At 65.2% G+C, this 11,664-nt stretch carries 10 protein-coding genes; 7 read left to right on the top strand and 3 right to left on the bottom strand.

The window, feature by feature from the left end; genetic code table 11:
• Nucleotides 1–57 precede the first annotated feature (57 nt).
• The 5 genes from SJY12_RS08850 (at nt 58) to ftsH (ending at nt 6,505) form a co-directional block, all read left to right on the top strand.
• A complete protein-coding gene (locus SJY12_RS08850) occupies nt 58–687 on the top strand; it encodes an exopolysaccharide biosynthesis protein (RefSeq protein WP_397505119.1) in 630 nt (209 codons plus the stop codon).
• A gap of 85 nt (nt 688–772) precedes the next feature.
• A complete protein-coding gene (locus SJY12_RS08845; protein ID WP_397505118.1) occupies nt 773–2,716 on the top strand; it encodes a DUF3604 domain-containing protein in 1,944 nt (647 codons plus the stop codon).
• On the top strand, nt 2,713–3,498 hold the full coding sequence (locus tag SJY12_RS08840; RefSeq protein ID WP_397505117.1) for a peptidyl-prolyl cis-trans isomerase: 786 nt from the start codon (nt 2,713–2,715) through the stop codon (nt 3,496–3,498). Before SJY12_RS08845 ends, SJY12_RS08840 begins: the two co-directional genes overlap by 4 nt.
• The gene (locus SJY12_RS08835; RefSeq protein ID WP_397505116.1) at nt 3,495–4,466 is read left to right on the top strand and encodes a HupE/UreJ family protein; all 972 of its coding nucleotides are present in this window, start codon (nt 3,495–3,497) and stop codon (nt 4,464–4,466) included. Before SJY12_RS08840 ends, SJY12_RS08835 begins: the two co-directional genes overlap by 4 nt.
• An 80-nt stretch (nt 4,467–4,546) precedes the next feature.
• A complete protein-coding gene (gene ftsH, locus SJY12_RS08830; RefSeq protein ID WP_397505115.1) occupies nt 4,547–6,505 on the top strand; it encodes an ATP-dependent zinc metalloprotease FtsH in 1,959 nt (652 codons plus the stop codon).
• Nucleotides 6,506–6,568: 63 nt separating this feature from the next.
• Here the strand turns inward: ftsH and SJY12_RS08825 are convergent, their stop codons facing one another.
• Together SJY12_RS08825 and rpoZ are read right to left on the bottom strand one after the other, a co-directional pair.
• Nucleotides 6,569–7,750: a DUF3667 domain-containing protein gene (locus SJY12_RS08825; protein ID WP_397505114.1), complete on the bottom strand. Its 1,182-nt coding sequence runs from the start codon at nt 7,748–7,750 to the stop codon at nt 6,569–6,571.
• Between the two features lie 107 nt (nt 7,751–7,857).
• Entirely contained in the window at nt 7,858–8,202 is a 345-nt protein-coding gene (gene rpoZ / locus SJY12_RS08820) for a DNA-directed RNA polymerase subunit omega (protein WP_050599418.1), read from the bottom strand.
• A 112-nt stretch (nt 8,203–8,314) separates the two neighbouring features.
• Between rpoZ and SJY12_RS08815 the strand changes: the two genes are divergently transcribed.
• Nucleotides 8,315–9,502 (top strand): phosphatidylserine/phosphatidylglycerophosphate/cardiolipin synthase family protein, encoded by a 1,188-nt coding sequence (locus SJY12_RS08815; RefSeq protein ID WP_397505113.1) that lies wholly within the window; start codon nt 8,315–8,317, stop codon nt 9,500–9,502.
• Nucleotide 9,503: 1 nt separating this feature from the next.
• Here SJY12_RS08815 and SJY12_RS08810 read toward each other — a convergent pair whose 3' ends face one another.
• Nucleotides 9,504–11,024: a replicative DNA helicase gene (locus SJY12_RS08810; protein WP_050599513.1), complete on the bottom strand. Its 1,521-nt coding sequence runs from the start codon at nt 11,022–11,024 to the stop codon at nt 9,504–9,506.
• Nucleotides 11,025–11,152: 128 nt separating this feature from the next.
• Between SJY12_RS08810 and SJY12_RS08805 the strand changes: the two genes are divergently transcribed.
• A complete protein-coding gene (locus SJY12_RS08805; protein ID WP_050599416.1) occupies nt 11,153–11,656 on the top strand; it encodes a UPF0262 family protein in 504 nt (167 codons plus the stop codon).
• Nucleotides 11,657–11,664: the final 8 nt, after the last annotated feature.

The raw sequence follows: 11,664 nt of genomic DNA, 5'->3' as shown, positions 1-11,664 counted from the left end.
CCGGTATCCCGCGCCGCGTAACCTTTCGGCTCCCCGTGCGTTTGGCCGCCAAGGGAGATGTCTGCAGTGTCACATGAACCCCACAGCATGGGCGATGTCCTCGGCGAACTCGACGAGCTTGCGGCCAATCACGACGAAGTGCGTGTCGCCGATGTGCTCGACGATTTCGGCGCACGCAGCTTCGGCCCGTTCATCATGATCCCCGCCGTGCTCGAGATCACGCCGGTCGGCGGCATCCCGGGCGTCCCCACCGTGCTCGCGCTGTTCATCGCGCTGATCGCGGTCCAGCTGCTCATCGGCCGCGACCATGTCTGGATGCCGCAATTCGTCCAGCGGCGTGCGGTCGGTTCGAAAAAGCTGCACAAGGCAGTGGGCAAGCTCAAGGGAATGGCGAATTTCCTCGACCGGCACAGCAAGGGCCGGCTCGAAGGGCTGACCAAGGGCACTGCGATCAAGCTGGTCGCGGCGGTCATCATTGCCCTGTGCTGCACGGTTCCGCCGCTCGAATTCCTGCCTTTCGCCAGTACCATCCCGATGCTGGCGATCGCTGTCCTGGGGCTGGCGCTGACGGTTCGCGACGGCGCCTTGCTGCTCGGATCATTGCTGTTCGCCGGTCTGGCGACGGCGCTCGGCCTTGCGACCTACTTCGGCTCGTTGGGCGAAGGCAGCGCGATCCCCTTCCTCTAGCGCATCGCAAATCCCCTGAGGCCTTGACCCCGCCCGGCATGTCGCAGACATTCGGTTGCAATTGGCAATCGGGAGGGGAGAGCCGATGACGAAGACCTTGGGGTGCTGGGTCGCACTGGCGGCCCTGGCGCTGTCGGGCTGCGATTCCATGGATACGGGCGAGCCGACCGAAGACCAGCGTGGTGACGGGACCGCGACGATCGAACTCGCCGAATTTCCCGACCGGCCGTATTGGGGCGATACGCATCTGCACACCGACCTTTCGGTCGACGCCTTCGGCTTCGGCGTCAGGCTGGGCGCGGAAGAGGCGCTCAAATTCGCACGCGGCGACCGGGTGCGTTCGACGATGGGGATGGATGCGCAGCTCGACCGCCCGCTCGATTTCCTCGTCATCTCGGACCATTCGGATGCCATGGGCGCCACGCGCCGGCTCTACGACACGCCGCGGATCCTGGTGCGCGATCCCACGCTTCGGCGCTGGTACGACATGATGCACGAAAGCACGAACCAGTCGACCATGGCGGTGGCCGAACTCATCACTGCGGCGGCCAATGACACGATCCCCGAAGCGCTGATGGATCCCGAGCGGCAGGCTGTCGCCACACGCGAATTGTGGGACAGCCATCTCGCCCTGCTGGACCGGTACAACCGCCCGGGTGAATTCACTGCCTTTGCGGGTTTCGAATGGACCCTGATGCCCGATGGCAACAATTTGCACCGGGTCGTCATGTTCCGGGACGGCAGCGTCAAGACCGGTCAGGTGGTGCCGTTTCCCGGTATCGATACACAGCCCGAGCAGCTGTGGGATTACATGGCCGCCTATGAGGCCAACACCGGCGGACGCGTGCTGGCGATCCCGCACAATTCGAACCTGTCGAACGGGATGATGTTCGATCTGGTCGGGCCCGATGGCGGCGCGATGAGCGCCGATTACGCCCGCCAGCGAGCGCGCTTCGAGCCGGTGGTCGAAGCCACCCAGATCAAGGGCGACAGCGAGACCCACCCCTTCCTCTCGCCGAATGACGAATTCGCTGAATTCGGCGTGGCCGGGTGGGAGCTGGGCAATCTGCCGCTGACGCGCGAAGCAACGCCCGACATGTATGCCGGCAGCTATGTTCGCAGCGCCTTGCTGCGCGGCCTGACGCTCGAACAGCAGATGGGCGTCAATCCCTATGCATTCGGCCTGATCGGCTCCACCGACAGCCACACCGCGCTGGCGACGGGGGACGAGGACAATTTTTTCGGCAAGCAGACCAATGTCGAACCGCGTGCCGGACGCGCGCTCGCGTCGCAGAACCTCGGCACGCGCCAGGGGCGCTTCGGCTGGCACTATCTCGCCGGGGGCTATGCGGCTGCCTGGGCAAGGGGCAATACGCGCGCCGAGATCTTCGATGCCTTCATGCGGCGCGAAGTCTACGCCACCACCGGTCCGCGCATGGTGCTGCGGCTGTTTGCCGGGCATGATTTTGCAGACAGCGATTGGGACGGCAACTGGGTACGCGCCGGTTACGCCCGCGGGGTCCCGATGGGCGGTGATCTGGTCGATCGCGGCCGCGCGCCCGTGTTCCTGGTTTCCGCGCTCAAGGATCCCGAGGGCGCCAATCTCGACCGGATCCAGATGGTCAAGGGCTGGGTCGATGCGAATGGCGTCGCACGCGAACGTATCTATGATCTCGCATGGTCGGACATGGCTGGCGTCCGCCGCCGCGTGGGCGGCGCGATACCCGCCGTGGGCGACACGGTAGTACGGCGCGAGGCGAGCTACACCAATACGATCGGCGCACCCGAATTGCGAGCGACCTGGCGCGATCCCGATTACCGTCCGGGTCAGCGCGCCTTCTATTATGTCCGCGCGATCGAAATCCCCACGCCGAGCTGGGTCCTGTTCGATGCGAAACGCTTCGGAATCGACCTGCCGGCAGAGGTTGTCGAAGCGAATGTGATCCAGGAACGCGCCTATTCCTCTCCGGTCTGGCTGAAGCCGGGCCGATCGCCCGGCGCTGCGGCGTCTCCGGCGGGGCGTGAATGATCCGGCATTGGCTGCGGGACCCGCTGGCGCATTTCCTGATCGCCGGTGCGGTGATCTGGGCAGGGCTGGCACTGGCGGGCGAACCGGTCGATCCGGCCAGCCGGTCGATCGAACTCTCGCGCGAGCGGCAGGCCGGTATCGCTTTCGGTTTCGAGAGAATGATGGGCCGCGCACCCACCGATGCCGAAATGGACAGTGCGATCGAGCGCTGGGTGCGCGAAGAGGTCCTCTACCGCGAAGCGCTGCGTCTGGGGCTCGACGAAGGCGACACGGTCGTCCGGCGGCGCCTGGCCACCAAGATGGACGAACTCGCTGGCGCGGAGGCCGCCTTGGCCCGACCGAGCGAAGCGGACCTTGAGCGCTGGCTCGCGAAGCATCCGGATAAATACCGCGAGGGCGACAGGTTGACCTTCAAGCAGGTCTATTACTCCAGCGAATCCGCTGCCGCCCGCGCTCTGGCATCGCGCGATCCGGCGGGCGAGCCGATCAACCTGCCCGCGGAGGCGGTCGCGATGCCGCTCGCGCAGATACGCGGCACCTATGGCGAGGCGTTCACCGCGCGGCTGGCGGAGCTTGAACCCTCGAGCGAATGGCGGGGACCGGTCGCGTCGGGCTATGGCTGGCACCTCGTCCGCTTGGAAACCCATAACGCGGGCAAGACACCGCAACTGAGCGCGGTCCGCGACCGGATCGAGGCCGACTGGCGAGCGGCTACCATCGCCGAGCGGCGCCAGCGGGCCTACGCCGTGCTGCGCGGGGCCTATACGGTCGCTATCGAATGATCCGGCTGATTGCGGCGCTGGCCCTGCTGCTGGCGGCCAGCCCCGCGCTGGCCGACGAAATGCGTCCCGTCGCGATCCAGTTCGAGCAGCTCGACGAGACGAACTGGCGGCTCGGCTGGCGGCAGCCGATCGCAAGCGCGGCCGACGAACGCGGCGCCGTGCCGCAGCTGCCCGCGGCTTGTGCGCTGGCGGGGCCGGTAGAGCGCGACATGGCTCCGCTTGCCGTGGTCGGCCGTGCACCGGTGGTCTGCACCGGCAGCGTTGCGGGGCAGCGGCTCGGCTGGCCGGCCTTTCCCGGGCAGGGCGAAGCGATCCTGCGCGTCGCCCCGCGCGAACGGCCGGTGCAGGTCCACCGTCTCACGCCGGAAGAGCCCTATGCGACGATCACGGCCAGACCGGGCGCGGCGCAGGTGTGGCGCAGCTATTTCGCGATCGGGGTGGATCACATCCTGGCCGGATGGGACCATCTGCTGTTCGTCATCGCGCTGGTCCTGCTGGTCAGGCGGCCGTGGCCGGTGGTCAAGGCCGCCACGGCCTTCACGCTCGCGCATTCGCTGACGCTGGCGGCGGTCACTTTGGGCTTTGCCGGGATTCGGCAGGATGTCGTGGAGGCGTTGATTGCCCTGTCGATCGTGTTGCTCGCGGTCGAAATCGCCCGGGGGGCGCGCGGCACGCTCACCCAGCGCCTGCCCTGGCTCGTGGCATTCGCCTTCGGCCTGCTGCACGGTTTCGGGTTCGCTGGCGCCCTGCGCGAAATCGGGCTGCCCGAAGGCGAGGTGCCCGCCGCGCTGGTCAGCTTCAACATCGGCGTGGAGGCCGGGCAATTGCTGGTCGTCACGGCGGTGCTCGCCGCCCTCGCGCTGCTGCGCCGTATTCGGCCGGCGGACGAACCGTTGGTCCTGCGCGCCGCCGCCTATCCGGTCGGCATCGTCGGGGCCTATTGGCTGATCGAGCGAATTGCTGCCTGATAGCGGAAATTCCGCGCATCGGGTCAACTTGCCATTCACCCGCGGCATCCTACATTGACCGGGATGAAAGGAACCCGCGCATGAGCGACCAGAATTCTCCGCCCGAGCCCGAGGGCAACGGCCCCAACCCCTGGGTGAAGAGCCTGATGATCTGGGGCGGGATTTTCCTTGCACTGCTGATGGTTGTGTCGCTGTTCGGGGGCGGATCGAGCGCTCCCGGCGCACAGATCCTCTATTCCGATTTCCGCGACAAGGTTGCCGAAGGCTCGGTCGCCAGCGTCGAGATTTCCGAATTGTCGATCGTCGGCGAGATGAAGAATGGCGAGCAGTTCTCGACCATCCCCGTCGCCAACGACACCACTCTGCCGCAGCTGCTCGAAGACAATGGCGTGCGTTATTCGGGTGTGGAAGCCGACAATGGCAACATCCTCCTCTATGCGCTGATCCAGATGCTGCCGTTCGTGCTGATCCTCGGCATCGCCTTCTTCGCCCTGCGGCAGGTCCAGAAAGGCGGCGGTGCGGGCGGCGCGATGGGCTTCGGCAAGTCGAAGGCCAAACTGCTGACCGAGCGGCAGGGCAAGGTGACGTTCGACGATGTCGCCGGGATCGACGAAGCGCGCGAAGAGCTCGAGGAAATCGTCGAATTCCTCAAGGACCCGCAGCGCTTCTCCAAGCTTGGCGGCCAGATCCCCAAGGGCGCGCTGCTGGTCGGTTCGCCTGGTACGGGTAAAACCTTGCTTGCACGGGCCATTGCCGGCGAAGCGGGCGTGCCCTTCTTCACCATCTCCGGTTCGGACTTCGTCGAGATGTTCGTCGGTGTCGGCGCCAGTCGCGTGCGCGACATGTTCGAACAGGCGAAGAAGAACGCGCCGTGCATCCTGTTTATCGACGAAATCGATGCCGTCGGGCGCAGCCGTGGCCACGGGCTGGGCAATTCGAACGACGAGCGCGAGCAGACGCTCAACCAGCTGCTGGTCGAGATGGACGGCTTCGAAGCCAATGAAGGCATCATCATCATCGCGGCGACCAACCGCCCCGACGTTCTCGACCCCGCGCTGCTGCGTCCGGGCCGGTTCGACCGTCAGGTTGTGGTCCCCGTGCCCGATATCGACGGGCGCGAGAAAATCCTCGCAGTGCACATGAAGAAGCTGCCGCTGGCGCCCGACGTCAACCCGCGCACCATCGCGCGCGGCACGCCGGGCTTCTCGGGCGCGGATCTGGCGAACCTGTGCAACGAGGCCGCCCTGCTGGCGGCGCGCCGCAACAAGCGCCTGGTCGCGATGCAGGAATTCGAAGACGCCAAGGACAAGGTCATGATGGGTGCCGAACGGCGCAGCATGGTCATGACCGAGGACGAGAAGAAGATGACCGCCTATCACGAAGCGGGCCACGCGCTGGTCAGCCTCAACGAGCCGGCGTCGGACCCGATCCACAAGGCGACCATCATTCCGCGCGGCCGCGCGCTGGGCATGGTGATGCGCCTGCCCGAACGCGACAGCTATTCCTACCATCGTGACAAGATGCATGCGAACCTCGCGGTTGCGATGGGCGGGCGCGTGGCGGAGGAAATCATCTTCGGGCACGACAAGGTTTCGAGCGGGGCGTCGGGCGATATCCAGTATGCCACCGATCTCGCGCGCAACATGGTCACCAAATGGGGCATGAGCGACAAGCTGGGCCCGCTGCAGTACGAGGAAAGCCAAGAAGGCTATCTCGGCATGGGCCAGACCGCGCGCACCATGGGCGGCGCGGAAACCAACAAGCTGATCGACGCCGAAATCAAGGAACTGGTCGAAGGCGGGCTCAAGCGCGCGCAGGACATCCTCAGCGAGCAGGAGGACAAGCTCCACCTGCTGGCACAGGCGATGCTCGAATACGAAACGCTGACGGGTGAAGAGATCAACCAGTTGATGAAGGACGGCAAGATCGACCGGCCAGACGAGCCCAAGGGCCCTGTCGCGGTCAAGCCCGCGTCGGGTGTCGCTGTCCCCAAGGCAGGGCGCAAGCTCGGCGGAGGCCCGGCACCGCAAGGCGCCTGACGCAGGCGAAACCCATCCGCAGACAAGGGCCGTCCGGTATGACCGGGCGGCCCTTTTCGTTTCTCAGGACAGGCCGAGCAGCATCAGCAACATGGCGAACAATCCGAGGATGACGACGATCAGGAAGCTCATCACCCCCAGCCGCCAAAGGGCCGAGAAGCGCGACAGCGCGTAAGTGCCGCGCAAGTGCTTGTAGATATGGATCGGCGGGATCAGCAGCGATGCCAGCGCGACATAGCCGGGCGACAGACCAGCCATGCCGGCAAGCACGATCGCCAGGATCAGCATTGTCATGAAGCTGAGCGAATAGGTGACGAAAATGGCATGGTCATACGCGCGGAAACCGCGCTTCCAGGCGAAGATGAGCCATACGAACGGGATCGACAGCGGGATCAGCAACCAGCTGAACTTGTAGAAATTGGTCTGCAACTTGTAGAGCATCAGGCCCGGGTTCTTGCGCCACTTTTCGACCCCCGCCCGGAACCAGTCGGTGTTCTCCAGATCGCCTTCCCAATTGCGGATGTCGCTTGCATCCACGGCGATTTCCGCGTCCCTCTCGCTGCCGGGGGTCTCGTTCGCAACTTCCTCCGAACCCGCCTCGGCGCCGGTTCGTTCGGTCCCGTCAGCCAGGAAAGGTAGTTCGGTGCGGGCCTGCTCCAGCGCTTCGAGCTGCGCTTCGACTTCGGCCAGCGCCTCTTCGGCGCGATTGCGCTGCGCTTCGGTGGCGTCCGGGTCCGCCGCCCGCTCGGCCAGCGTGTCGCGCCGGGATTCGAGCCGCTCGGCCTGTTCTTCGGTGAGCTCGCTCAGCTGCAGGCTCTTGTCGCCGGTGAGATCGGTAGGGGCGCTGATCCCCGCGATCTGGAATACGGCGAACATCAGGAAAATGGTGAACAGGAACAGCGCCATCGGGCTGACGAATCGGGTTCGCTCGCCATCGATATAGCGGCGCGTCAGCTCGCCCGGCTTGAACACCAGCATCGGCAGCGTCCGCCAGGTTTTGCCGTCGAAATGGATCGCCCCATGGGCGATATCGTGGGCAAAGGCGCTCAGCGTCCGGTGGAGATGAGCCTGCTGGCCGCATTGATGGCAATGGCTGCCCACCAGCTGCGTGCCGCAATTGAGGCACGCCCCTTCGGCGAAATGGCCCTTGGCGGTCGGCGCTTCGCCGCCCGTGCGGGGCGAAACCGCCTTGGCGAACAGACCCCCTTCGACCCCGGTTCCCACGCCTTCAACCACGTCGCTCATCACGCCTCCTGTCGCGGCGCAGGCTACAGGCGGCATAAGCCATGCCGCAACGCAAAAAGGCCGCCCCCGGGGCGGCCTTTCCACAATTCGCCAATACTGCCGGCGTGTCAGCCCTCGTAATCGGCCCCGATCGAGGTCGAACGCGTCGGCGCCGAGGCGGTGATCCGCAGCGCTTCGGCCGACTGGCTGAGCGAGCCGACTTCGTCCATCTCGTCATCGTCGTCGGGCAGGATCTTCTGCAGATTGGTAACCGCAGCTTCGTGCAGTTCCTTCGGCTTGACCGTCTGTTCGGCGATTTCGCGCAGCGCGACGACCGGGTTCTTGTCGCGATCGCGATCGACAGTCAGTTCCGCACCGCCGGAAATCTCGCGGGCCCGCTGGGCAGCCAGCAGGACGAGGTCGAAACGGTTGGGGACCTTGTCTACGCAGTCTTCGACAGTAACGCGCGCCATGGGGCACTCCGATGCAAATCAAGTGATTCCGGGAAAGCGCGGCTCTTAGGCTTTTGCCTGCCGGCAGTCAAGGATTTGCGCCGACCGCGGGGCGCGCTAAGGCGCATCCCCAATGGCTGAGGCAAGCGTTTCCGAAACCACGGCGGTCTATCGCGATCCGGAGCCGTTTGCGCTCGAGGCGCAGGGACATTCGCTGGTGTTCTATCCCGGCGGCGACGACCGCCGCCGCGCGCTGATGGATCTCGTCGGCTCCGCCACCACCACGCTCGATATCTGCTTCTACATCTTCGCCGAAGACGAGGTTTCGTCCGAGCTGCGCGATGCGCTGTGTGCGGCGGCGCGGCGCGGGGTGGCGGTTACGCTCATCCTCGACAGCTTCGGCGCGTCGGCATCGGACCGCTTCCTCCAGCCGCTGGTCGATGCCGGGGGACGCTATTTCTGCTTCAGCCCGCGGATCGGGCTGCGCTATCTCATCCGCAACCATCAGAAGATGGTGATCGCTGATGGCGAGCGCGCACTGTTCGGCGGTTTCAATATCGAGGACGACTATTTCGCCCCCCCCGAACAGAACGGGTGGAACGATCTTGCCATCGCGCTCGAAGGGGACGCGGTTGCCGGCCTCAACGACTGGTTTGCGCGGCTGGTCGACTGGACCGATGACGACGCGCCGCATTTCCGCGCCATTCGCCGGGCGGTTTCGCAATGGGAATGGCGTGACGGGGAGGGAGCCGTCCGCTGGCTGGTCGGTGGGCCCACGCGCGGGCTGTCGAGCTGGGCCCGCAGCGTCACCCGCGACCTTTCTCAGGCGCGGAAGCTGGACATCTTCATGGCCTATTTCTCGCCGCCCTACACGCTGCTGCGGCGGATCGCGCGGGTCGCGAAGACGGGGCGGGCGCGGCTGCTGATGGCGGCCAAGAGCGACAATGGCGCGACGCTGGGCGCAACCCGTTCGCTGTATCGCTACCTGCTCAAGCGCAAGGCGCGGATCTGGGAATTTTCCCCCTGCAAGCTGCACACCAAGCTGCTGGTACTGGACGATGCGGTTTACCTTGGCAGCGCCAATTTCGACATGCGCAGCCTCTACATCAATCTGGAAATCATGCTGCGGATCGAAGACGCCGCGCTGGCCGAACGGATGCGCGAATTCATAGCGCACCAGATCGCCGCTTCCGAGGAGATCACGCCCGCGCTGCACGCCCAGCGCAGCACGCTGTTCAACCGCATTCGCTGGGGCGCGGGCTGGGTGCTCGTGTCGGTCCTGGACTATACCGTGACCCGGCGGCTCAACCTCGGGATCTGATCTACTCGTAATCCTCGTAGTGACGGATCTCGGGGCTGGAGAACTTGGTGAACTCGCTGTGGAACAGCAGCGGGACATTCCCGGTCGAGCCATGCCGCTGTTTGGCCACGATCAGCGTCGCCTTGTTGACCAGTTCCAGGTGCCGGGCTTCCCATTCGGCATATTTCATCCGCACTTCTTCCGACGATGTTTCGTCGGGCGTGTCGGGCTTGAGCGCGTTGTGATAATATTCGGCACGGAAGATGAACCACACCATGTCGGCATCCTGCTCGATCGATCCCGATTCGCGCAGATCGGACAGCTGCGGACGCTTGTCGTCGCGCTGTTCGACCTGACGGCTGAGCTGCGACAGCGCGATGACGGGGACGTGCAGTTCCTTCGCCAGCGTCTTCAGGCCCCGGCTGATTTCCGAGATTTCGTTCACGCGGTTGTCGCTGGCGCGGCCCGAACCCTGCAGCAATTGCAGATAGTCGACGATGACCAGCCCGATGTCGTGCCGCCGTTTGAGCCGCCGGGCGCGCGTGCGCAGCGCGCCGATGGTCAGCGCGGGGGTGTCGTCGATATACAGCGGAAGATCGGTCAGTTCCTGGCTGGCAAAGCTTAGACGCTGGAACTCTTCGCGGCTGAGCTTGCCCGAACGCAGCTTCTCGCTCGAGATCTCGGCCTGTTCGGCAAGGATACGCGTCGCCAGCTGGTCGGCGCTCATTTCGAGGCTGAAGAAGGCGACGCCCGCGCCGGGCGACTTGCCCACCTCGATACCCGCCTTCTGGTCGTCCATCAGCCGGCGCGCGGCATTGAAGGCGATGTTGGTGGCGAGCGAGGTCTTGCCCATCGCCGGACGCCCGGCAAGGATCACGAGGTCCGAGTTGTGCAGGCCCGAGGTCTTGTCGTTGATCGTGTCGAGCCCGGTGGTCTTGCCCGAAAACCGTCCGCCCGAATTCATCGCCGCCTGCACGACTTCGAGCGCGCCGAAGGCCGCCTTGCGGAACGACTGCGCCTCGCTGCCGGTGGTGGCGCCTTCCGCTACCCGGTAGAGATCGGCTTCGGCCTGCTCGATCTTGCGCAGTGGCTCGACTTCGTCCGAGGTATCGAGCGCGCCCTCGACCAGATTGCGTCCCACGCTGACCAATTGCCGCAGCAGCGCGAGGTCGTAGATTTGCTCGGCCAGTTCGCGCGGATGCAGCAGGCCCTGCCCGTCGGCGGTCAGCTGCGCGAGATAGGTCACCCCGCCGAGCTGCTTGAGCGCTTCGTCGCTTTCGAAATAGGGCTTGAGCGTAACCGGAGTGGCCACCGAATTGCGATCGAGCAGCCGCAGCACGCGTTCGTAGATGCGCTGGTGGACAGGTTCGTGGAAATGCTCCGCCATGAGCGGCGTGGTCAGTTCCTCGATCACCTTGTTGTCGATCAGCACCGCCCCGAGGAACGCGGCTTCGGCTTCGAGGTTGGCGGGCAGGACGGGGCCCTTCGCCGGTTTCGTGTCAGTCGAATCGTCGGCGGGGAAAAGAAGATCGGTTTCGGCCATCGCCCCCTGATGCATGGCCGCGCACCCTGCTGGCAAGTTGCAAAGGGGTCACGGCGGCTGTGGATAGTGGGGACACTGCGCCAACCCCTTGCCGCACCCCGCCTATCTCTGCGAAAGCGGGTGCAAGCATGACCGATTCCGCACCCTCTCCGGACACTCATCGCATCGCGCATATCGAGCTCGATGAGGAAACGATCATCTGGCGCAATGCCGATATCGAGCAGGAACGCCGGATTGCGATCTTCGACCTGATCGAGGAAAACAGCTTCAAGCCGCTGCGCGCGGTCGAGCGCGGGGCCAGCGGGCCCTATCGCCTCAAGCTGGCCGTGCGCGACGGCCGCCTGCTGATGGAAATCGCCGACGAGGAGGAGCGCCTGGTGGAGGAGCTGCTGCTTGGCCTCGCCCGTTTCCGCCGGCCGATCCGCGAATATTTCGCGATTTGCGACAGTTATTACCAGGCGATCCGCAAGGCGACTCCGGCTGAAATCGAAACCATCGATATGGCCCGCCGCGGGGTCCACAACAGCGCCGCAGAACTGCTGATCGAACGGCTGGAGGGCAAGATCGAGACCGATTTCGCCACTGCGCGGCGGTTGTTCACACTGATCTGCGTCCTGCATATCAAGGGCTGAGGGATGGC

This window comes from Qipengyuania sp. R86523 (assembly GCF_044596365.1).
GTDB lineage: Bacteria > Pseudomonadota > Alphaproteobacteria > Sphingomonadales > Sphingomonadaceae > Qipengyuania > Qipengyuania citrea.
This window is presented reverse-complemented; position numbering and strand designations above follow the sequence as displayed.

Coding starts and splice junctions, on each gene's coding strand:
- SJY12_RS08850 (WP_397505119.1), top strand. CDS start 58: ATGTCTGCAGTGTCACATGAACCCCACAGCATGGGCGATGTCCTCGGC.
- SJY12_RS08845 (WP_397505118.1), top strand. CDS start 773: ATGACGAAGACCTTGGGGTGCTGGGTCGCACTGGCGGCCCTGGCGCTG.
- SJY12_RS08840 (WP_397505117.1), top strand. CDS start 2,713: ATGATCCGGCATTGGCTGCGGGACCCGCTGGCGCATTTCCTGATCGCC.
- SJY12_RS08835 (WP_397505116.1), top strand. CDS start 3,495: ATGATCCGGCTGATTGCGGCGCTGGCCCTGCTGCTGGCGGCCAGCCCC.
- ftsH (WP_397505115.1), top strand. CDS start 4,547: ATGAGCGACCAGAATTCTCCGCCCGAGCCCGAGGGCAACGGCCCCAAC.
- SJY12_RS08825 (WP_397505114.1), bottom strand. CDS start 7,750: ATGAGCGACGTGGTTGAAGGCGTGGGAACCGGGGTCGAAGGGGGTCTG.
- rpoZ (WP_050599418.1), bottom strand. CDS start 8,202: ATGGCGCGCGTTACTGTCGAAGACTGCGTAGACAAGGTCCCCAACCGT.
- SJY12_RS08815 (WP_397505113.1), top strand. CDS start 8,315: ATGGCTGAGGCAAGCGTTTCCGAAACCACGGCGGTCTATCGCGATCCG.
- SJY12_RS08810 (WP_050599513.1), bottom strand. CDS start 11,024: ATGGCCGAAACCGATCTTCTTTTCCCCGCCGACGATTCGACTGACACG.
- SJY12_RS08805 (WP_050599416.1), top strand. CDS start 11,153: ATGACCGATTCCGCACCCTCTCCGGACACTCATCGCATCGCGCATATC.